Origin of the sequence: Micromonospora sp. NPDC005173, from assembly GCF_040608515.1 — a bacterium.
Taxonomy (GTDB): domain Bacteria; phylum Actinomycetota; class Actinomycetes; order Mycobacteriales; family Micromonosporaceae; genus Micromonospora.
Window position 1 is genome coordinate 45,238 of the sequence record NZ_JBEXIK010000009.1, and the last position, 21,741, is coordinate 66,978.

19 protein-coding genes and 2 pseudogenes are annotated in these 21,741 nt (G+C 66.1%); 17 read left to right on the top strand and 4 right to left on the bottom strand.

The window, feature by feature from the left end:
- Window positions 1-10 precede the first annotated feature (10 nt).
- Window positions 11-1,243 carry a helix-turn-helix domain-containing protein gene (locus tag ABZV00_RS13250; protein WP_355605254.1) on the top strand — a complete coding sequence of 411 codons (1,233 nt, stop codon included), beginning with the start codon at window positions 11-13 and terminating at the stop codon, window positions 1,241-1,243.
- A 3-nt stretch (window positions 1,244-1,246) separates the two neighbouring features.
- Window positions 1,247-1,963, top strand: a complete 717-nt coding sequence (locus ABZV00_RS13255; RefSeq protein WP_355605257.1) for a creatininase family protein — start codon at window positions 1,247-1,249, stop codon at window positions 1,961-1,963.
- Between the two features lie 86 nt (window positions 1,964-2,049).
- Here ABZV00_RS13255 and ABZV00_RS13260 read toward each other — a convergent pair.
- Window positions 2,050-2,628: pseudogene (locus ABZV00_RS13260) on the bottom strand (amino acid permease); the annotation flags it as partial.
- A 958-nt stretch (window positions 2,629-3,586) separates the two neighbouring features.
- On the opposite strand from ABZV00_RS13260, the pseudogene ABZV00_RS13265 reads away from it, so the two are divergent.
- Window positions 3,587-4,775: pseudogene (locus ABZV00_RS13265) on the top strand (prolyl oligopeptidase family serine peptidase).
- Here ABZV00_RS13265 and ABZV00_RS13270 read toward each other — a convergent pair.
- Window positions 4,748-6,133 (bottom strand): helix-turn-helix transcriptional regulator, encoded by a 1,386-nt coding sequence (locus ABZV00_RS13270; RefSeq protein ID WP_355605259.1) that lies wholly within the window; start codon window positions 6,131-6,133, stop codon window positions 4,748-4,750. The pseudogene ABZV00_RS13265 and the gene ABZV00_RS13270 overlap by 28 nt on opposite strands.
- A gap of 302 nt (window positions 6,134-6,435) precedes the next feature.
- On the opposite strand from ABZV00_RS13270, the gene ABZV00_RS13275 reads away from it, so the two are divergent.
- The 13 genes from ABZV00_RS13275 to ABZV00_RS13335 all read left to right on the top strand — a co-directional run bounded on the left by ABZV00_RS13275 (window position 6,436) and on the right by ABZV00_RS13335 (window position 19,110).
- A complete protein-coding gene (locus ABZV00_RS13275) occupies window positions 6,436-7,107 on the top strand; it encodes an SDR family oxidoreductase (RefSeq protein ID WP_355605573.1) in 672 nt (223 codons plus the stop codon).
- Window positions 7,104-7,904: a class I SAM-dependent methyltransferase gene (locus ABZV00_RS13280; protein ID WP_355605262.1), complete on the top strand. Its 801-nt coding sequence runs from the start codon at window positions 7,104-7,106 to the stop codon at window positions 7,902-7,904. Before ABZV00_RS13275 ends, ABZV00_RS13280 begins: the two co-directional genes overlap by 4 nt.
- Complete coding sequence (locus tag ABZV00_RS13285; protein WP_355605265.1) at window positions 7,904-8,827, top strand: hypothetical protein; 924 nt, start codon at window positions 7,904-7,906, stop codon at window positions 8,825-8,827. The genes ABZV00_RS13280 and ABZV00_RS13285 overlap by 1 nt, the downstream gene beginning before the upstream one ends.
- Window positions 8,827-9,390 (top strand): hypothetical protein, encoded by a 564-nt coding sequence (locus ABZV00_RS13290; protein ID WP_355605267.1) that lies wholly within the window; start codon window positions 8,827-8,829, stop codon window positions 9,388-9,390. Before ABZV00_RS13285 ends, ABZV00_RS13290 begins: the two co-directional genes overlap by 1 nt.
- Entirely contained in the window at window positions 9,387-10,580 is a 1,194-nt protein-coding gene (locus ABZV00_RS13295; protein WP_355605269.1) for an NUDIX domain-containing protein, read from the top strand. Before ABZV00_RS13290 ends, ABZV00_RS13295 begins: the two co-directional genes overlap by 4 nt.
- Window positions 10,577-11,218 (top strand): hypothetical protein, encoded by a 642-nt coding sequence (locus tag ABZV00_RS13300; RefSeq protein ID WP_355605271.1) that lies wholly within the window; start codon window positions 10,577-10,579, stop codon window positions 11,216-11,218. The genes ABZV00_RS13295 and ABZV00_RS13300 overlap by 4 nt, the downstream gene beginning before the upstream one ends.
- Before the next feature lie 177 nt (window positions 11,219-11,395).
- Window positions 11,396-11,695, top strand: coding sequence for a hypothetical protein (locus tag ABZV00_RS13305; protein WP_355605274.1), 300 nt, complete (start codon window positions 11,396-11,398; stop codon window positions 11,693-11,695).
- A 476-nt stretch (window positions 11,696-12,171) separates the two neighbouring features.
- Entirely contained in the window at window positions 12,172-12,681 is a 510-nt protein-coding gene (locus ABZV00_RS13310; RefSeq protein ID WP_355605277.1) for a TIR domain-containing protein, read from the top strand.
- A complete protein-coding gene (locus ABZV00_RS13315) occupies window positions 12,678-13,538 on the top strand; it encodes a macro domain-containing protein (protein WP_355605279.1) in 861 nt (286 codons plus the stop codon). Before ABZV00_RS13310 ends, ABZV00_RS13315 begins: the two co-directional genes overlap by 4 nt.
- A gap of 1 nt (window position 13,539) precedes the next feature.
- Complete coding sequence (locus ABZV00_RS13320) at window positions 13,540-14,025, top strand: HIT family protein (RefSeq protein WP_355605282.1); 486 nt, start codon at window positions 13,540-13,542, stop codon at window positions 14,023-14,025.
- Between the two features lie 155 nt (window positions 14,026-14,180).
- Complete coding sequence (locus ABZV00_RS13325) at window positions 14,181-14,633, top strand: helix-turn-helix domain-containing protein (RefSeq protein ID WP_355605285.1); 453 nt, start codon at window positions 14,181-14,183, stop codon at window positions 14,631-14,633.
- A gap of 278 nt (window positions 14,634-14,911) precedes the next feature.
- Window positions 14,912-15,265 carry an integrase core domain-containing protein gene (locus tag ABZV00_RS13330; RefSeq protein ID WP_355605287.1) on the top strand — a complete coding sequence of 118 codons (354 nt, stop codon included), beginning with the start codon at window positions 14,912-14,914 and terminating at the stop codon, window positions 15,263-15,265.
- Window positions 15,266-15,441: 176 nt separating this feature from the next.
- On the top strand, window positions 15,442-19,110 hold the full coding sequence (locus tag ABZV00_RS13335) for a CHAT domain-containing protein (RefSeq protein ID WP_355605289.1): 3,669 nt from the start codon (window positions 15,442-15,444) through the stop codon (window positions 19,108-19,110).
- A 17-nt stretch (window positions 19,111-19,127) separates the two neighbouring features.
- On the opposite strand, the gene ABZV00_RS13340 is transcribed toward ABZV00_RS13335, so the two are convergent.
- On the bottom strand, window positions 19,128-20,705 hold the full coding sequence (locus tag ABZV00_RS13340) for a CATRA conflict system CASPASE/TPR repeat-associated protein (protein ID WP_355605576.1): 1,578 nt from the start codon (window positions 20,703-20,705) through the stop codon (window positions 19,128-19,130).
- Entirely contained in the window at window positions 20,683-21,024 is a 342-nt protein-coding gene (locus ABZV00_RS13345) for a CATRA system-associated protein (RefSeq protein ID WP_355605292.1), read from the bottom strand. Before ABZV00_RS13345 ends, ABZV00_RS13340 begins: the two co-directional genes overlap by 23 nt.
- Before the next feature lie 264 nt (window positions 21,025-21,288).
- Here ABZV00_RS13345 and ABZV00_RS13350 point away from each other — a divergent pair, with 264 nt between their 5' ends.
- Window positions 21,289-21,609 (top strand): helix-turn-helix domain-containing protein, encoded by a 321-nt coding sequence (locus ABZV00_RS13350; RefSeq protein WP_355605295.1) that lies wholly within the window; start codon window positions 21,289-21,291, stop codon window positions 21,607-21,609.
- Window positions 21,610-21,741: the final 132 nt, after the last annotated feature.

Consider the following 21,741-nt stretch of genomic DNA (forward strand, 5'->3'; position numbering starts at 1 on the left):
AGGAGTATCGGTGGCTCAGGTTCCACGACGGCTGACCCCGCATCGATCAGTGCTGCATGGGTTCGGCGCCGCGCTGCGACAGTGGCGCGAGTGCCGCGGGCTGTCCCAGCGGGCTCTAGGCAGGCTGGTGCACGTTAGCGGGGACCTCATCGGCAAGGTGGAGAAGGCCGAACGGTGGCCGTCCGCGCGCCTCGTCGAGTCGTGTGAGGCCGCACTGCAGACGGGTGGTGAGCTGGTCCGCTTCCTGTCAGACCTCGAACGTGAGCGTCGACTGACCGGCGTCGGCTACCGCTTGGCCGACGGTGCGGACGGCCAGCTCGGGGCCGTCATGGATCCTCCCGAGGAGACTGACCTGCTCCGCTCGTGGCACGAGCAGCTCGCCGGTCTCGCCATTGCCGGAAACCGCACCGGATATGCGGGGATGGCGTCCACCGCCCATGCGCAGATCAGCGCCGCAGCCGCCATCGGGCGGCGGAGCAGCTCAACCGACCGTCGAGACGTACTCATCGCCCAGGCCATGTGGGCCGAGTTCCTCAGCTGGATCGACGAGCAGAGTGACGCCGCCGAGGCGGACGCATGGCTGCGACGCGCCCAGCAGCACGCTGTCGAAGCCAACGCGCCGGCGCTGGCAAGCTACGTCCTGATGAGGCAGAGCCAACGCGCCCTTGAGCGCTTCGACCCGCGTAAGGCCGCCGCCCTGGCGCAGCGGGCGCTGGACGAGGTTCGGTTACCAGGCCGCATCCGCGCTCTACTGCTGGTCCGCCAGGCCCAGGCTTACGCGATGGGAGGTGACCAGAGCGCCTGTGCAGCCAGCATCGACAAGGCGCACAGGGTCGCCGGCAGCGCCGACTGGGACTCGGAACTGCCGATCGATGTTGGCGTCCACTGCGACCCGGTGTACGTGACTGCCCATGAAGCGCAGTGCCGTCTACTCCTCGGCCAACCGGCGGCCGCAGTCGATCTCTACGAGCAGCTCCTGCGCCACTGGCCAGCTCAGTGGCGCGTCGACGAGGCCCTGTGGCGATCGGCCCTGTCCACCGCCTACGTCAACAGTGGCAACGTCGAACGCGCGGCGACCGAGGCTACCAACGCCCTGGCCTTGGCCGCTGGTACCTCCTCCGCGCGGGCTCTGCGCTGGTTGAACCCCACGGCGGTGGCCCTTCGACAGCAGCCAGCCGTTCCCGAGGCGGCGGCCTTCGTGCTCGCCTACCGGCAGGCGACTCTCGAAGCGTGCAACCATTAGCCCGTGGACCTGATCACCACGGCAACGAGCACCGACGAGTCCGAGCGAGCGGCGTCCGTCGCGGTCCTCCCAGTCGGAAGTTTCGAACAGCACGGCGCCCACCTGCCGCTGCTGACGGACACCATCGTGGCATGCGCGATCGCGAAGGCAGTCGCCGAACGCTACCGCCTCTTCCTGTTACCGCCCGTGACGATCTCCTGCTCCCACGAGCACGCGGCGTGGCGTGGAACGGTCAGTATCAGCGCCACCACCCTCGCCGCCGTGGTCGTTGACATCGCCGGCTCCCTGCATAAATCGGGCATCGATCAGCTCGCCGTGATCAACGGACACGGCGGAAACTACGCGCTTGCCAACGTCGTTCAGGAAGCCAACGTCGCCGGACCACGGATGACTCTGTTCCCTGCTCGGGCCGACTGGGACGACGCTCGACTGGCCGCCGGCCTGCACAGCACAGCCCACCAGGACATGCACGCTGGAGAGCTCGAAGTTTCGCTGCTCCTGCACGTTGCGCCGGAGGTCGTGCGTGATGGCTTCCAGCATGCCGACCACGTAGCGGAAGACCGACGTCACCTGCTCACGCGGGGCATGGGTGGCTACACCACCAGCGGCGTCATCGGTCTGCCGTCCCACGCCACCGCAGCCAAGGGCAAGGCCGTACTCGAAGACCTTGTCCGCTCCTTCGCCGACCATTACGGCCTCCTGCCGAGGCCCACGGCATGATCAGGAAATGATGGTGGTGGTCTAGGCACCGCGTTCCCAGATCAACGGCCCGGGCACCGTCTGCCATCGTCGCCTCGATCGAGGCCGCCGCCCTTGGTCTCCTCGGCCGACATGCTTATCCCGTCGGAGCCCAGGAAGGACAGCACCGCGATGGACACCGCCCCGCGACAAGGGACCAGGTGAACGTCTCGGCGTTGTAGAACGCCTCCCAGCTGAACCGGCCCCTGCCCGAGGCGAGGGCCCAGCCGGCAACTGCCAGGACGATCAGCTCGCCGACGAGCATCACCCGGGTCACCATCGTGGTCGTGCAGATGCCGACCGAGTTGACGACCGTGTGACCGCGACGAGCCCGAGCAGCCACAGTCAAGCCGGTACCGCTGACACGGTGGCGTGCATCGCCACCGACGCCACCAGGTACAGCAACCCAGGCACGAGCGCGGCCACGCCCATCTCGTACGCCAAGGCCACCATCCCGCCGGAACCGACGTACACGCTGCCGAAGACGCCATCGGCGCGATCGGCACCATGAACACGAGCCCGTACGCGACCCGGTCCCGAAAATGCACCCTCCGGGCAAACTCCTGGCGATGGCCGTAGCGCGCCAATTTTCCTGTAGTTATACGCGCCCTTCCATTGAGGTCGTTATCGGGAGATGCCCCATTCATCGCCGCACCGCCCGTGAATAGCCTTACCGCTCCGAATGGTGGCTCTATTCGAATGGCTTGGTGGATACCGAAGATGCGGACAACAGCTCTGTCCGCATCGACGTTGCCCCACGAGAGCGAACGGGCCGGCGGCAGTTTGCGACGGCCATCCAGCGGCAGGGATAAGGCGTTCGGGCGTAGAGTCAGCCACGTCTGAGCAGTCGCGCGGCCCGGAGGACCGAGACCTGCCGCTGGCCTTGCCGGTGCCCCGGCGACCGGTTGACGAGCCCGCCGTCGTCCGGCCCGCGTGGAAGTTGTTAGAGGAGGACCCATGAGGCTGGCGGACAGGATCGCTGAAGTGTCGGTGGGCGACGCCGTCCGCGCCTCGGTGAGCTATGACCAGCTGCGTACCGGTGATGACGGCCTGTACTGGCTGGAGACTCGCCCCGACGTCGGCGGGGGTGCGACGGTGACACGGTGGCGGCCCGGCGAGGGCATGCGTGATGTCAGTCCGGAGGGCTTCGGCATCAGCAGCGGCGTTCACCTGTACGGGGGCGGATCGTTCGCTGTCGTCGAGAGGACGTCGTGGTGCGTCGGCAAAGATGGCCTCTACCGGAGCCGTCGTCACGGCCGGGAACTCGAATTGGTCAGCCATGGATCCTTCGGTGACCTGACGATCGGCGACGGCGAGTTGTTGGCTGTGCGGGAGTCGGAGCAGGGTGACGAACTCGTCGCGGTGTCGCTCACCGGTGCTCCGCAGGTGCGGACTCTCGCCTCGTCCCGGGGGTTCCTCGGTGCGCCTCGGCCGGGTCCGGGCTGGTTGTCCTGGTCCGCGTGGAGCGAGCGCGACATGCCGTGGGATGCGTGTGAGGCGTGGGTGGCCTCCTACTCGCCGCGTGGTTCGGTCGAGGGCGCAGTGAGACTGGCCGGTGGTCCGGATGAGTCTGCGGTGGAGCCGCGGTGGGGACCCGACGGGGCGTTGTACTTCGTGTCGGATCGCAGTGGCTGGTGGAACCTCTACCGGTGGGACGGCCACCAGGTGGAGGCGGTGGCACTGATCGCGGGTGAGTGCGCCGCGGAGCCGTGGGAGCTGGGTTACGCGTCGTACGGCTTCCTCGACGGCGGTCGGATCGTCGTGGCGGTGCAGGAGGGGCCGCGACACCGCCTTGTCGTCATCGAGCCCGACGGCACTGTCCGCCCGGTCAACCTTCCGTACACGTCGATCAAGCCGTACCTGGCGGTTCAAGGGACGACGGTGGCGTTGATCGGATCGTCACCGACCGCAGCCCCGCAGGTCGCGCTCATGGACCTGGCTGACGCCGATCCCCAGGTCGAGGTGCTTGCCAGGCCGGAGCACTCCGGACTCGACGGGGCGCGAGTATCGACGCCGACGGAGCTGCGCGTTCGAGTGGCGAGCGGTCGGGAGGTGCTTGCCCTGGTGTACCCGCCGACGGGCTCGGCTGCGGACTGGCGGGCACCGGTGATCGTTCGGGCGCATCCTGGGCCTACCGCCTCCTGCCTGCTGCGCCTGGACTGGCAGGTGCAGTTCTTCACCAGTCGCGGGTTCGCCGTCGTTGATGTCGACTACCTGGGTAGCACCGGGTACGGCCGGGCGTTCCGGGAATCGCTGTACGGCCGGTGGGGTCTGGACGACGTCGATGACTGCGCGGCGGTGGCGGTGCACCTGCTGTCGACCGGGCGGGCGGTGCCCGGGCAGGTGTTCATCCGTGGTGCCAGCGCCGGCGGATACACCGCATTGCACGCGGTGGCACAGGACGGCCCGTTCGCCGCCGCCACCGCCGTGTCGGCGATCGTCGATCCTGACCAGTGGGCAGAGACGGTGCCCCGGTTCCAGCAGGCCCATGCGATGCGGCTGCGAGGTGGTGCCGGCCGGGTCCGTGCCGCCGCAGTCCAGAGGCCGGTGCTACTCATTCATGGCACTGCCGACGAGGTGGCGGTGGTAGGCGATGTACGCGAACTCGCCGACGAGTTGACGTCCCTCGGCATGGCGCCGGAGGTGTTGCTCCTCCCTGATGTCGGCCACTATGTGGCGACATCCCGCCGAGCGGGCGCAGCGCTGGAGGCCGAGCTGGCTCACTACCGCTCGGTGGTGGCGAACGCGGCCAACGATCAACGGGAGTTACACAGCCGCCAGCGGTAGTCGGTGACGCACATACTCGCCGAACTCGCGGACCTCCCGTTCGCACCGGTAGGGATCGAGGTCGGCCTGTACCTCGACGAGGCGCTGCAGGCAGCGGTGTGAGGTCGTTCGTGCGGCGTAGTCCACTGCCTCGCCTGCGGTAGCGCAGGCTTCATCGATGCGGCCGGCGGCGGCCAGCGACGAAGCCAGGAGCGCGGTATCGATGGCGAGTCGCCGGACATGGGTGGGGCTCAGCGCGGTGAGGGCGTCGCCCAAGTGCCGCTGGGTCTGCTGCGGTCGGCCCAAGTCGTGGAAGCAGTGGGCGACCTCGTCGGCGAGGTACGCCGCGTCGAAGTACCGAATCCACGGCGGCTCGTCCTCGGGCTTGCTGCGGGCCAGTTGCCTCTCCGAGATGTCGAGATGGGTCAGGCATTCGCCTTCGCGTCCAAGGCGGGCGTGCGTACGCGCCACCACCGCGTGCAGCGCGGCTGCCACAGCGGGCGTCGCCTGGGTCTCGCTCCCTCTCACCGCTGTCAGCGCCATCCGCCGTGCCGGCTCGGGGTGCCCGCAGTGCAGCGCGAGGTGGCCGATGTTCACGGCGAGCAAATAACTGCCGTACAGGCGGTCGTCGGCGGCTTCCGTCAGACGCAGAGCGCGAAGATATCGGCGCTGGGCGAGGCCATGAGCGCCGGTGTCGACCGCCTGGTACCCGCAGAGCTCGAAAAATCCCGCCGCCAGCCTGTAGAGATGGCGGCCGGCAGCCTCGGAGGTGGGAGTATTCGCCAGCAGCCGGTTCAGTTCGCCTTCGACGTACCGCTGCACCTGGGCGTGGACTCGTCCGGCGCCATGGGTGTGGTCCAACTGCCGGAACATCGCCAGAGCCGTCTCCGCCGAGTGAAGATCCTCTTCGTCAACCTGGTCAGGCGAGCCGGGTCGTCCGGCAACGGGCGGCCGGGGTCCCGCCGCAGCGTTCAGCCAGTCAAGGGCGGCGCGATCAAGGACACCGGGTTGGAACGGAACCCGAGCGACCATCTCGGCCAGCCCCGACGTTTCTGCCGGGCGATTGGACAGCACGCTGCTGAGGCCGCCGCCGGCCGGTGAGGTGGTGGTCGGCTTGCCGTCGCTGGTCCGGTTCTTGTCGAGCAGCGGCAGAAGGCGCATCAAGGCGCCTCCCGTCGCCAGCGCCTCGTCGCAGGCCTCGACGAACTCTCGTGAGGGGAACCGGTCGGCCGTCTCCACACGACGCACCAGATCGGCACTGAAACGGATCATGGTGCCCAGCCGCGCCTGCGAGAGATTGGCGCGTTCGCGCAGCCGCCGCAGTTCGGCGCCGAAGAAGTGGCGCTCGGACAGGGATGGCTGGAGCGCCCGCGGGGTCTGGCCCATGGCACCGCCTTTCGGGCTGCTCGCAGCCTTATGGCATTGAGCAGCGTGGACATCGCGCACATAGGGTCACTCAGTGTTCAGCGCGGCGCAACCAGGAACGCTGGGAACAGCGCCGCATTGCCGCCGGCCAAAGGCGCGCCGTATGCGGACAACCACTTCGTCCGCATGCTCGGCATTCACGACAGCGACTCCGAGGGCGAGTGTGAAGAGAACGGGGCGCGACCACTCGCCAGATCCGCCCTGGTTCTTCACGACCCTGGGAGGTGCCAGTGGAGCATGAGACAGTTCCATCCGCCCTGATCGTGACGGGTGCCGGGCGGGGAATCGGGCTCGCCACCGTGCGGGCGACGATAAGCAGGGGCCTCCCTGTGTGCGGGTTAGATATTCATGTGCCCGCAGACGTGCCGCGCGGACACCAAAGCCCTTCCTGGCACGACGTCGACGTCACGGACGAGCAGCAGCTGCGGTCGTTCTTCGCCGATCACGTCAAGCCGGGATCAGTGGGTGGGCTGGTGAACTGCGCGGGAGCGGTGGAGCGCACCTCGATCATCGACGCGGACGTCGCGGAGTGGGAGCGGATGCTCGAGGTCAATCTGAGCTCCGCTTTCCTGGTGATCCGTGAGTTCGTCGTATACGCCGCCGCTCCTGCCGCCATCGTCAACGTCAGTTCGGTCAACGCCCACTACGGGCACCCGGAGCGACTCGGGTACGCGGTCGCCAAAGGCGGCGTGGAGGCGCTCACCCGTGTGACCGGCCGGCAGTTGGCCGACCGAGGCATCCGCGGCAACACGGTCGTGCCGGGCGCATTCGCCACCCAGATGACCCCCGACAAGGCCGCCGGTTACCACTGCCTACTCAGGCGCTGTGGTGAACCGGAAGAGGTGGCGGACGCGATCATGTTCCTGCTGTCACCGAAGGCGTCGTACATCACCGGCAGCACGCTGCACGTCGACGGAGGACTGGGACTGCGATGACGACTACCCACGGCGGCATCACCGAGATCGACTACGCAGCCATGATCCGCGCCCTGAACCAGGTCCACTACGCGGGTGAGACGTCGTTCTACAACACCGCACCGCTGCGTCCCTGCGAGGAGGCGCTCTACCACCGGCTCGGCGTGGGGGCGCGGATCCTCGATGTGGGGTGCGGTGCCGGTCGCGTCACCCGGGCGATAACCGCGCTCGACGGCAACATTGTTGGCGTCGACATCAACGAGGCGGCCCTGGCCGCTGCGCGGGCCGCGTGCCCGAACGGCACCTTCGTGCACGGCAGCATGAACGCCCTGCCGCTACCGGCAGACAGTTTCGACCAGGTGTGGTGCCTTCGCTTCTCCTTCAATGCGCTAGCCACCGAGGCCGAGCGGGTGGAGACCCTGCACGAGATGTGGCGGGTGTGCGCCCCGGGAGGCACCGTCCTGGTGGAGACGTTCAACTGGCACTACGCCGGCCGGTTCGGGCTTGTCCGTATCGCCAATCTGCTGGACCTGGCCGCGCGCGCCGCGCGATGGCGGGGGCAGCGTCGCACTGGCTCACGGCCCCTGCCCGCGCGCGACATCATCTACCTCGCCAACAAGGCCAGCGGAGCGGCGCCCGGCTACGCACACCTCACCACCGCCCACGAGTTGTATCTCCTCGCGGTGACGTGCGGCATCCGGCAGTACGCGACCGTGACATCGGAGGAGGGCGTCCTGTCGACTCCCGCGCCCCCGGTGCGCGGCAGACACCGTCGGTACTCGATGTGGCTCGTCCTCCATAAGCCCGGGGAGCGGTGATGAGTCTGCTGAAAGTCGGCAACCGCGCGCTGGAGATCCGGATCGCTGAGTCGGCACCACGCCGCCTGCGGCGCTTCGTCGCCCGACTCGCTGACACGGACCTGCCGACCATGCCGACCGGGCAGGTCATGCAGGTACGTGGTGGGAACCAGACCCGGCTGACCGTCGACGTCGACAGAGGTGAGGTCCTACTGGAACTGGCTGCGAACCTGCTCGGCGATCCCGCCACGCTGGAGATCGGGGTACTCCAGGCCGCGGCACGATCCGTGGCCGTCATGAGGGACGGCGAACTGGCGCTCCTGCACGGGAGCGCAGTGACCGCAGACGGCGGACGGTCCGCCATAGCGGTGCTGGACGGCGGACGCGGGCAGGGCAAGACATCCCTCGCGCTGGGCGTCGCCGCTCGCGAAGGCAGCCTGCTGGTCGACGAGTTCGCCTTCACCGTCTTCCCCGGCGGCCAGCCCTGCGTCGTGCCCATGCCCACCCTGCCCTGGCACGTACGCGCCGACATGGCCCCGCTGCTGGCACCCCACGCCACCGAACAGCTCCTCTACGCGGTGGATCTTCCCGCCCCCGCCACGGGCGGACACCGCCCGCTGCCGCTGAGCCTCATCGTCATTCCGGATCACGGCCTTGCGCCGGGCGAACTGCGCGAACCACCTGCTCCCGCAGCCCGGGATCTGCTGCGCGCCGCGGTGAACGACCACGAGGCGAAGCTACGCGACCCGACTCTGGACCACGTGTCGATCTTCTCCTCGGCCGACGATGTCACCATCAGCAGCAGCCTTCCCGCATCCAACTCCGGGGAGAACGCACTCGACGCACTGGCCGCTGTACCGGTCCTCCGCGTCGGGATCGGCAAGCCAGATGATCTGCCCACCAGCGTCAGTTCGGTGATCCGTCGGATAGGAGGAGCATCGTGATGCGGCAGCCAGTCGCACCTCCGATGCTTCTCCTCGCTGGCACCAGCGAGGCCGGAAAGTCGAGCGCGGGCGAGTATCTGGCCGCCCTCGGCGCCCGCCGCGTCAAGATCAGGACGATCCTCGTACGACTCGGCTCAGGACGACAGGCCTACCACGAGGGGGTGGAAACCCGGGAAGACTTCGGGTACGACGAGTTCGTCTCGAAACTCCTCGAACTGCCCGACGGCGGCGAGACGCCCTTGGCAGTCGAGAGCTTCATCGATGCCGCGTTGGCTGCAACTGTGAAGCGAAAGTGGTCGGCGCCATGCGCGATCACCTTCATCACCGCACCAGAACCCGTCCGCGTCAGGCGCCTGGCAGAGGCCCGGGGGCTGACCGCCGATGAGGCTCGACGCATCATCCGACGCAAAGACGAGCGGAAACGCGTCCACGAACAAATCCCGGCCTGGCGCGCCATTGCCGATCATTGGGTCGACAACACTGCCGACATCATCACCTTCAGGGCTCGTCTGCACGACGCGTTCCAGACCATCCAGACATCCTCGGGAGGCATCCAGCCATGACTCGTCGATACGCCTCCGCCGGTGCCGTCGTCGTGACCGACGACCTCAGCTCCCCTCACATCCTGCTCCTCGATCAGATCCGCAAGACCGGTGAACGACAGACCGTCGCCCCCAAGGGCCGACTAGAGCCGGGCGAGGCGCCACTTCACGCAGCCAAGAGGGAAGTGGCCGAGGAAGCCGGCCTCACCGACACGCACTACAGCGCGTACCTCGGGCAGGAGGCCTACACCTTCACCGACAACGACGGCACACCAGCGGCGAAGACCGTCGACTGGTTCCTCTTCACGACAGCCACCACCGCCACGACGCCGGCCCGAGACGAAGGCTTCATCCAGGCCCACTGGCTCGACGCTCCCGCCGCACGGCAGGCCGCCAGCCATCCCCAGTTCCAGCAGGTGCTGGATCGCGCCCTTGCCGTCATCACCTGGCGCGCCGCTCATCCTTTGCCGTTCAGCCGGACACTCAGTCACCTGGTCAACCAGGTGGCGGCAGAGGCCGAGGCCGTCATCGCCGGACATTCGCTTGCCGGGGTCGGGCTGTGTGGATCCGCCGCACGAGGAGACTTCATCGAGGGCTGGAGCGACGTCGACTTCATCGCCTGGAACCTGCCCCCCACGTCGGCCGCTGCCACGGCGCTCCACGAGACCGTCAGCGAAGCGGCCCAACGCCACGGTCCTCGAGCGTCACTGCACCTCGCCGACAGCCACAGAGGCGACGCCCGTCGCCTCGGCCCGCTGTACGACATGAAGATGCGGGTGGTGCTACGCCGCGTAGGGCTCGACACCGCCGTGATTGCGGGTGCCGCCCCTACCCTCACCGACGCTCCGGAACTGATCGATCTCGCTGGTGACCTTGCCGTACTGCACAAGTTCGCGGTCGGCCGTCTCGCCGCGAACCACCACACAGAATCGGAACGCGAGGACGCCGCCCGCCGGGTTTTGTCGGTCCTGTCGAGCGCCGGCCGGCTGTTCGTCACACGCAGAGCGCCAGAGGTAAGCCTGCGGCTTCCCGACGTGGCCGAAGCCCTGCGCGAATGGCCGGACAGCGAGCTCAGATTGCTCCTCCAAGACTACGACGCCTACCGCCGCGCAGGTGCAGACGACATAGAGCAGGCCGAGCGGCTCGCCGTTCGGGTGCCAGGTGCGCTCGTGGCCGCGAGGAGCATGCTCGAAGAGTCGGCATCTCTATGATCATTTTCGTCGACGGGATCGATGGCAGCGGGAAGACCACTCTCATCAGACACCTTGCCGCCGCCCTGAACGGCAGTGGCGCCGAAGCAGCCGTCTCCAGCCCACTGTGGCGTTACCTCCCCACGATCGCCGCCCCAGAACAGTTCGCCTCTTGGGTCGTCAGCACCACAGGTATGGACGTTGCCGAGGCGCTCATCGGGGCAATGATCGATCGTCTCGACGACCTCCGCGGCCTGAGCGTTGGACGAGACCGCGTGTACCTGGTTGATCGGGGGCCGAAAACGGTCTACGCATCTGCCCGTGCCCACGCCAGCGAACGGCACGGGGCACTCGAACCCCTCTGGAAACGTCTGGCCCTCTCGGTCCGAGCACTCAACGACGTCCAACCGTGCATGGCGATCGAACTCGGGGAAGGCAAGAACGCGCTCAAGGTCGCCCTACCGCGCCTCACGTTGTCTCAAACCGCGACGCCCGGTTACCTGAAGTATTTGCGATCTTTCGCCAAAGAAATGCACACCAGCCTCGACTGGTCGGGACTGCCAACGCAACGACTAGACGTTTCCAGTCCGATCGAACTGAACTGTGCGGCGGTCATGGCCGAACTATCCGTCGGCGGCGAGTCGGAGCCGGGCAAGTAGGTCGGCGACTTCCCGGGTCAGCTCATGATCTGGGCCGTAGACGACGCAAAGGTCGTCGTGCAGCGGTTGCAGCTCTTCCGCGGCCTCGGCGGCCTTGTCTTCGGAGACCAGCAGTATGCCGATGTTGAAACGTAGGTCGAGAGCCGTAGGGGAGACATCGCCGGAGGCGGCGCGTACGTGCGTCAGTACCTGCCGGAACTGGCGCAGGGCTGTGGTGGCCTGGCCCTTACCGCGACTCGCCGATTCCTGGTGACGGAGGCGCCCGGCGAGGTCTTCGAGCCGGTCACCTCCGGACAACTCGACCTTTACGAAGGTCGTGTCGTCCTCGCCCGCCGTGAGGGCGACGCCGCAGTAGGGCGGCTCTGGCTCCGACGCGATGCGGATGGTGTGGTCGGGGCGGGCTTACAGCCGATAGCCGGAGCGCCGTTGGATGACGGTGCAGACGATCTCATGTTGATCGGCGTTGCTGTGTGGTGATGCGTGGCTGGCTGTTGTTCTGCTCGCCGCTTCCCGATCGCCGCCGCGGGCCGCGTCCCGCCCAGAGCGGGGTGATTGTGGCCAGCCGTGATGCCACGCCTGGGTTGGCGTTGCCCAGGATGGCGCGTACCCGAGCGGGATAGTTGCGCAGATTCGACATCACGGACCGGGGTGGTGTTACCCAGAGATGGCTGGCCCTGTTCTGACCTTTGACCCGGCGGCCTGGCTTGTCTTCGTTGGCGCCGTCAATCGTGGCGGTTTCCGCCGCTAACTCGAGGGCTACGGCCGGGGCTGAGCTCTCTCTCACCAGGCCGATCAGACGGGTCAACACTATTCGTCTCAAAACGGTCAATGGTACAACTGGCCTGCATTTAAGCCAAGGAGCCAGCGGGAACGCTTTCGCGCCCAACTTCGGTACACTCCGGTCCCTATGCACCACACCACCGGAACTGCAGGCACCGGCCCGTGGGGGGATGATGAGTTACCGAAACAAGACATATGTCGCGTTTGCCAGCGAGGACATCAAGTGCTATTGGCTGATGGAGGCATGGCGCGACAACCAGCACATCGATTTTAACTTCTACGACGCCCACGATCTATACCAGGCCCGAGACTCAAGTCAGCCCGAGTCCATAAAATCCAGACTCGGGGAGAGAATAAAGAATGCCAAGCAGGTAGTTCTTCTCGGGTCTAAGATCGGCAAGAAAAAGGGCAGCGACGGCACTTCATTCCTGGCATATGAGGTCGGCGCAATCCTTCGACTCAAGCTTCCGGTGGTTGTTGCGAACCTGGATGGCGATCGGTGCATCGACCGTGACTTCATCCCTCGCCCTCTACTCGACGCCGACTACTACACCCTGTCGGTCTCGTTCCAGCCTGCGATTATAAAGCTCGCACTGGACAACTACGCACCAGCCTTCGCTGGCAGCAACAAGACGGGCCCCCACCACTACAAGTCAGAAGTTTACACGAAGCTAGGATTATGAGCAGATTTGGCGTCCTGCGGGATATTAAGCGTCCCCGCTTTTGGCAAGCGTTCGCCACGCACGCATTCTCATGCATCGGCCTGATCGCAATATTGTTCGGCTTATACGACGTTCTCGAACCTAACGCCATCTCAAAACTAAACTTTCCTTCCCTTCTTCCGATGCTGCTGGTTGCAATAACCTACGCAGCGATCCGCTCATACCCGCGACCAGTATCACAGAATTACTCGAAGCCTAGTACGGAAATTCGCATTGTCGAGGGAGATCTGTTCTCCCAGCAAAGCAACCTGGTCATCGGTATGACAACGACGTTCGACACCCAGATTCCCCACGTCATCCATCCCCGGAGCATTCAAGGCCAACTTCTTGAGCGCGTGTATTCGAACGACCTGGCAGCACTGGACGGCGACCTTGCGCAGGGGCTAACGCAGCACACACCTGTGGGGCACATCCAGAAGCCAGGAAAGACCGTCCGCTATGCAGCCGGAACGGTCGTTACCATTCAGCAACATCGCAAGCACTACTTTTGTGTCGCCTACGGGGAGATGGACGCAGCAAATCAGGCGCATTCAACGATGGATGGCATCTGGTGCAGTTTGGAGAGTCTTTGGCGCGAGGTCAGAGCGCGCGCCAACGGCGATCCCGTAGCGATACCCGTAGTGGGTGGCGGACTTGCACGTCTTTCTCAAATTCTTCCCGCCCAAGACTCAATCCGCTTCATCGCCATGTCGTTTATGTTTGCATCTCGCCAGACACGAGTATGTGATCGACTGGATATCGTGGTTCGCCCCGAAGATGTGGAGCGCCTCGACATGCTGGAACTTCAGGCCTTCTTGAAATCACTACAGGATTCTTGACATGTCATCGCATCTAGAAATCCCTCAGACCGACGACTGCGCCTTTTGTGATTACCTGTCCGGCAAAAGGCCCTACTCGATTCTCGAACGCTCGGACCTAGCAGCCATTCTAGTCACCCGAGAACAGCGAGGCGCGTCCCATCTCCTAGTCACACCCGTCCGGCATTGCCCAACGCTTCTTGAGCTGGAAGAAGATGAATCACAAGCGATCATGCAACTAGTCAGGCGAGCAGCGCGAGCTATCGACCTGACAGAGCAGCGGCCAGGCATAGCCGTATGGCAGAACAACGGCGTTCCGGCACATCAGACAATTCCACACGTCCATTTCCATGTGGCAGGAACGCTTCCTGGCGGCGGCACAGAGTGGGGCGATGTCCAGGAGTTATCAATTGGCGAAACAGAAGAGATAGCAACGAACCTCAGAGCCTCATTGAGAAACTACGAAACCATTTCCGGCGCAACAACCAGCACATTATCTTCAACGTGACCCCGCCGTCTTGTGCGGCGCGTCTGCGGGTACGAGATGAACCGCTCCTTCAGCACGTCGAGCTGGAAAGGGTGTTGGCCTGTACCGCTCGGAAACCCGGTTCTGGCCTCTGAGGTGCGGTTCTGTACGGCCCGGTTGGCCGGCCGTGGGGCAAAGTGGCGGGCATGTTCCTGTCTTTCGGGTATCTGATCTTGTGTCAGATCCTGCGGCTGGTAGGCCAAGGCCTGCGCGGCGACCGGTCCAAGGACATCGAGATTTTCGTGCTGCGTCATCAGGTCGCGGTCCTGCGCCGGCAGGTGGCATGCCTGGACCTGGAGCCCAACGATCGAGTGATGCTGTCAGCCCTTTCACGGCTGCTTCCTCGTTCCCGGTGGCCGACGTTCTTTGTCACCGCGGCCACGTTGCTGCGCTGGCACCGTGAACTGGTCGCCCGGAATTGGACTTACCCGCAACGACGACCCGGGCGTCCACCGATACGGGCGGAGATCCGCGCCCTGGTGCTGCGCCTGGCCCGGGAGAACCCGACCTGGGGCCACCGCCGAGTGCAGGGCGAGCTCCTCAGGCTCGGTTATCGGGTCGCTCCCAGCACCGTGTGTGGACGATCCTGACCGCCGCTGCCGTCGACCCGGCTCCGCGGCGCGGCGGGCCGACCTGGACCGAGTTCCTGACAGCTCAGGCCAGGGGCGTCCTGGCCTGCGACTTCCTGCTTGTGGACACGATCGGGCTGACCCGGGTCTACGTGCTGTTCCTGATGGAGATTGCGATCCGGCGGGTACATATCCTCCGGGCCACCACGAACCCGGCGGGGGTGGGTTACCCAGCAGGCGCGGAACCTGTTGCTGGACCTCGGAGATCGAGGCCCAGTTCAGGTTCTTGATTCGGGATCGTGACAGCAAGTACACCGCTGCGTTCGACGAGGTCTTCACCACCGAGGGCATCGAGATCCTGCGTACCCCGCCCGAGGGCACCGCGGGCGAACGCGTACGCGGAACGATGGGTACGCACCGTCCGCCGTGAGTGCCTCGACCGGATGCTGATCTACAACCAACGCCACCTACTGGGCAGCCTCGGCGAGTACGTGACGCGCTTCAACGACCACCGAGCTCACCAAGGACGACGCCAACACTCACCCAACGCCACCGACGTACCGCCCTCACCGGTCGCCGACCTGACCACAGCACGAGTTCGCCGCCGGAAGATCCTCAACGGGCTGATCAACGAATACGCCCAGGTGGCGTAGCTGTAACCGACTTTCCAAGCGGTACAGGCTGGCAAGGTAACGCCAGGCGTTCTCGGCCTCGCGTTGGTCGGATGTGAGTGTTTCCCGCAGATGGCGGGGTCGGCAGACCAGCACGCAGCGCGGCTTGGTCGGTATTGGCAGTGGCGTTGGCCGTACTCGTCAACCAACATGATGGGGTGTCCCATCCGTCCGTGCCGCCCTCCCTTGAGGAAGTGCTGCAATACATCCGGTCGGCGCCGCAGGCACCGGATCAAGCGCTGGCCGCGGTCGCGGAGGCGGCAGTAGTAGTGCTCGCGCAGCTCGAACGGTGGCCTGAATTGGCGGAGGTCGCCTCCGCCGGTGTTCTGTTCGCGGGTCCCGCGAACCCATTCACTGCCTTGCGCCTGCTGCACAACCGCGGCATCGGCGAGCAGTATCTTAACGAGCCGGCCTTCGCCGCGCAGACCTTCACTCTCGTCTCCCGGCTGGCAGGAGAGGTTGGCATGCCTGATCTGCAGGCGCAGGCTCTCGCGCATCTGGGCCAGGTCCTGTTCGAGCGGCACGAACCTGAGCAGGCGATCGACAAGCTGCACCAAGCGCTTGTGATCTTTAAACGGCTCGGCGATCGGCTGGGCGAGGCTCGCTGTTACGGCAACCTGGCGCCGATCGTGGCTGAGTTCGACGACGAGGATCTGGCGCTTCGCTACACGGAGGACGCCCGATCGATCTTCGCTGAGATCGGTGACCGGAGCGGGGAGGCACGAACGCTAGTGGCGCTCGCCGAGGACCGCGCCGAACGCGGCGACTTCGAGTCGGCGATCGACCTCCTGAGCGCCGCGAAAGAGCTTTTCGATGCCGCGCACGAGCCTGCGCGCGCTGGGTCCAGCGCGTTCACTGCGGCCCGCCTGGCGCGGATGGCCGGCGACGACCGGCTTGCGGAGCAGTATGCCCAAGCCGCGCTCATCCGGCTCGTGCCGCTCGGTCATGAGCTGGTTCCCGTCGTGCGACATTTCCTGGCCGAGGCACTCAACGACGAGCAGCCTGACACTCCGGCTCTTCCGGATGGCCCCGGTCTCGGACTCTTCGTGAGCGCCTGCGGCGAGATGAACTCAGGTCAGCTGACTCGGGCCGCAGATCAGGCAACAGAAGCCGCTGAGCTGTTGTGCCATGAAGGGAACGAGGAGTTGGCCGCGGAGGCTCTCGTGGTCGCCGCCATCGCTAGGCGCAACATCCGGAACGGCAACTTAGCCGCGCACGCCGACTTGGCCATCGCAGCGCTGCGCCGTGCACTGAGAATTTATCGGAAGAAGACTCACCCGTACGACTGGGCACGGGCGATGGCAACGCTCGCCATCGTATATCGGCAGCATCCTCAGGACCGGCCGCGCAACCTCAGGCGGGCGTTGCATCGCTTGCGCGCCGCCCTAACGGTCTTCACTCGGGAGGAGCATCCGCAGAACTGGGCCACCACGATGACTAACCTCGGCTTGGTTCTTTCCGACCGGGCGATGACCTCCGATCCCGAGAACATGGAGGAAGCACGGCGATGCCTGAGGGAGGCGTTGCGCGAGCTCGCCGATCCCGCGGCGCGGGCGAGCACAGCCCTGAACCTGAGCCTTGTCTACCGAGAGAGGCTTCGCGGAGACCTAGATGCTAATCACGCTCGGGCTCTGCGGTACGCCCAGCAGGCTCGCGACCTGTACAGCCAGCTCGGACAGCCCGTGGAGGTTGCTGTGGCAATGCGCGCGATGGCTGACGCGCTCGCTCAAAGCCGCGGCCGCGCCGAGCAGACCGACATTCGGAAGGCGCTCGACCTTTACCGTGAGGCACTGGCGCTGATCAGCGTCGATGACGATCCCGTCGAATATGCCAACATCTGCGACAATCTGTCCAATACCTTGAGCCTGCTGGATGACCCAACGAGGGACGACCTGCGGGAGGCGGCGGAGCGCAACAGGCTCGCTGCGGAGATCTACGAACGACACGACCAGCGGTACGATGCAGCGGCTGCTCACTACAACCTCGCACTGTCGCTGGAACACGAACCAGATGGTGATCTAGATGAGGTTGTTGAGCAGCACAGGTTGGCCTTGGCCGGACGGCCGGTCGCCGAGGTGCCGCTGCACTGGCTGGAGTCAGCAAATGAGCTAGCTAGAACTCTGATTCTCCGCGACGGCCCCGGTGATCTCGCGTGTGCTCGGAGCCTGTTGGACCGGTCAGCGCCGCTGGCCGTAACGTTGTCGGCGCCAGACCTAGCCTGGCCAGCCCTGCAGATGCTCGGACGCCTGCACACCTTCGACGACGACTGGACTGGCGCCGCCGATATCTTCCATAGGGCGGTCGCCATCGCCGATACCCGGTACGAGGCTGCAGGCTTGGCGGCTGGCCGCGCCGCCGAGCTGTACCGGATCGGTGGACTCCACCGCGAGGCCGCCTACGCCGTCGCCCGCGCCGGCGATGTACACGGTGCCGTGGCCCTACTGGAAAGGGCGCGTGCTCGCGAGGTGGCACGCCTGCTCGATCGGGATGGGATCGACCTGGCCGGGCTGCGGGACCTGGACCCTCGGCTGGCCGAGGACTACCGGAACGCGACGGAGGAGCTACAGGTCCTGGAAGCACTGCAGCGTCGCCACGACATCGGTACCGAGCAGCGGTACCAGTTGTACGGCCGGATCACCGGCGCCGAGGCCCGGCTGCGGTCCGTCCGGGCGGAGATCAGAAGCCAGCGCGGCCTCACAGACTTCGCCACAACCAGCGACGTCGCGGACGCTTCGGGGATTCTCCACTCAGGTGAGGTAATCGCCTACCTCGTGGCCGCGGAGCGGGGCAGTGTCGCCCTGATCGTCGGCCCGGACGGGACGACTCAAGCTGTGTACGCGCCGCTGACCGAAACGGAGCTCATCAGCGCCTTACTGACGACAGGTGAGCTGTGGAGCCGGCCGGTTCTCGATCTCCTGGGGGGCCAATTTCTGGGTATCGTGGCCGCGCGACTCGCCGTGCTCGGTGTCGAGCAGATCATTGTCGTGGGAACGGGGCTGCTCAGCGCTCTTCCCGTGCATGCCGCGCGGTACACGCGAGAGACGGGCTCTCGCTGCTTGATCGACGAGATGGACGTGGCGTACGCGCCATCCGCGCGAGTGCTGCAAGCTGCCCGCGTGCCTCGTCTGCCGGATCGTCCCCGCAGGCTTCTCACGATCTCGGATCCGCTTAGGAGTGCTGCCTCGTTGCCGGGCACGGTCGCTGAGACGGCAGCCGTTCGGGCATTGTTCGCCTCGGGCGGCACCGGATTGTCAGGCCGGGAAGCGACCCAGGAGGCGCTGCTGGCGGCCCTGCCGGGAACCACTCATCTACACGTTGCCTGTCATGCGGCGTATGAGCCGGTCCGTCCATTCGAGTCCGGGATCTTGCTGGCCGGTTCCTCGATGGTGACCCTACGCGACCTGTTCGACGGTCACCTGCTCAGCGGGGTGCGACTCGCCGTCGCCTCGGCGTGCGAGACCGCCGTGACTGATTTGACGCGTACACCCGAGGAAGCGCTGGGCCTGCCGACTGGCCTGCTGTACTCAGGCGCGGCCACCGCGATCGGCTCGTTGTGGCCAGTTTCTGATCAGACCGCGCCGGTGCTCATGTGCCGCTTTTACCGCAATTACCTGCAAGGTGACCCCGGTACGGGGGAAGGGCCTATGCGGCCGGCCCGTGCGTTGAGCCGGGCACAGGCGTGGCTGCGGAACGCCACCGCCACCGAGGTAAACGCGTTCGCAGCGGATGCCAGGTTGCCGCGAGTCTTCCACTCGGACAGCGATCGGCGCCGCCTCGCCGAGCTCCCCGAGCACTGGGCGCCGTTCGTCGTGGTCGGCGACGCCTGACGGCGGCGTGCGACCGGTCAGAACGTCCGGTCGTACGTCGCCAGGTCCTTGAAGCGGCTAACGTCCAGCCAGTCAATTCCCGTCGTGTTGACGGCGCAGCCGGCGGCTTTCAGGCGCTGTGCGATCTTCTGGAGGCTAGGCACCGTACCGTTGAAGTGGATGGTGTTGATGCCCGCTAGGTCGGAGATCGGCCGCAGCCTGCCGACCTGGATGATGACCGTGCGGTCGCGTTGCAGGCCCAGAGCCATGCCCGCCTCCACTAGGACGTTAGGGCGAGGTTGGCCGGTCAGCTCGCTCTCGAAGGATGCATCGCCCTTGTCCCGCAGACTCTCGTGCAGCATGGCGCCGTCGTCCGGGGTCATGAGGACGACGGCGGCCTGGTTGTGCTCGAAGGCTTTTGCCAGAACCTCACCCATGTACGGCGACGGCCCACCGGTTTCCTGCACGACCTCCTCCCAGTCGAGCGGGTGCAGGTCGATGGCCTGAAGGAAGCTCCAGAGGGCCCGGCGGGCCTGGTCGTCGCGGCCGTGGATCACGAAGACGTCGCGGGAGTTCGGCATCGGTGCGGTTTCTCCTGAAAGTTGGCTGAGGGCACGGGCTCGATCGTCGGCGATGGTGAGGTTCGCCAGGTCGTCCTTGAGGCCGCCGCGGAGCCACGCGACCAGCGCTAGGTCGTCGGCGATCGGGCCGGCGGCGGCGGAGGCGTCCGGGCCAAGGGCAGCTCGCATGGCAGCTTCCGTGTTCTTCATGCTCTGCCGCATCTCGCGCAAGGCCGCCCGCCAGTACGCTAGGTCGGCGCGGATCCTCGGCAGTTCCTCGGGGCCAACGGTGTCGAGTTGGTGCTGCACTCGGCGCATGTCGTCCGCCTCCTGCCACACACATACCTGGTGGCGGACCGCGGCGGCGTGCCGAAGGTGGTGGCCGAGCGGTGGCAAGACCGCTTCGCCGTTCGACCAAGTCCAGTCGCTGAGCTGGTCGTCGCGGTCCGGGAGGGCGAGGATCAGGAACTGCCGCTCGGTACGGCCGTCGGAGCCGTGCAGACCGGGTTCCCAGAGCGCGAAGCCGCCGGCGGTCATCATCCCGTTGTGCCACCATCCGGGTGACTCGATGCGCGGCAGGTCGGCGGCTACCTGCTGCGCTAGCTCCGGATCGTCCACCGTGAGCGGACCACTTTTGCCCAGGAACAGATACGCCGCCCCTATTAGCTGCCCGGACCAGGGTCCAGCCGCCGACCGCCACAACTGATCCAGCTCCCTCCAGCCTGGCGCGCCGGCCTGCGGCGAGGGGGAAAGGACCGCCGACAAGTTGATCATTGTGGGGAAGCGGCGCAGGATCGCCTGGTACAGCATGCTGGGGTGCTGCTGAGCGGCCACGACCAGCTCCCCGCCTCCCGAGTCTCGGGGTAGGTCGTCCAGTGTCGGCGGCAGGGTCACCGGCAACCCCGAGCGCGAGAGCGGGGCGGTCATGCCTAGCACGTCCCGACAGCGATGCCAGACTTCTCTTAGTTCGTCGTAGGCGGCCACGGCGTACGGTCCGTCCGCTCGGGCAAAAAGGTGAACCACGAGCTCCTGGTCAGCGGCTCTGACGGGACTCACCGCCCGACTTGGTCGCGCCGGAGCGCTTGGGGCTGTCAAGGGTGTCCTTGAGGGTGACGATCTTGTCGCGGATCTTCGGCGGCTGCCTGTCCGTGGTCCCGCTGTCCGCACTCTTCGTCCTCGTAGGCCCACTCAGTTCCAAGGCGTCGACGGCATCCCGGAGGCTGTCGGCTGTCCCGGCCAGGAGGGCGGCCGTTACCCGCTCGAGGAGGGTGTCGACGCGCGCCCAGCCCACAACGTCGAGCTGCCACGCATCCATGTCGTTGAGCACGTAGCGGAGATCGTCCATCAGATCGGGCGGGAACGGGTGATCCGACATGCGCCGATCGTAGACGCAGAAGGCACTCGGGAGCCGCACTCGCGGCCCGGCCCGGCGCGGAACCGGAACGGGCAGGCCGTTTTTGGGGCGACTTCCCTAGAGCTGTGGCAGCTAGTGCCGTGACCACAAACGTTGGCCGAGTTGGGTGACACACCGGGTCGGGTCCACGTAGCGGACCCGGCATCGGTTGAGGCTGTGGCGGTGGCAGAACCCGTTCGAGTACGCCGACTAAGTGATCAAGAGGGTTGCAAGCTGCAGCGACTGGTGCGTCGCGGGACCGGGTCGGCGGTGCGGCTGCGCCGGGCGATGGTCGTGCTCGCCCCAGCCGGCGGGAACACGGTCTCGGCGATCGCCCGCCTCGTGCAGGCCGACGAGGACTGCGTGCGCCAAGTCATCCACCGCTTTAACGAGATGGGGATGCCCAGCCTGGACCCTCAGCGGTCGGGTGGCCGTCCCCGCCAGATCAGTCCTGACGACGAGCAGTTCATCGTCTCGACGGCCAACACCCGCCCGATGAAGCTCGGGCTGCCGTTCACCCGCTGGAGCATTCGCAAACTCGCCGACCACCTGGCCGACACACCCTGACCGCAGGGTGTCGGTGGGCCGCGCACGGCTGCGGCAGTTGCTGCGCAAACACGAGATCACGTTCCAGCGGACCAAGACGTGGAAGGAGTCGAACGATCCGCGACGGGAGCGATGGCTCGTATTTCGGTGCAG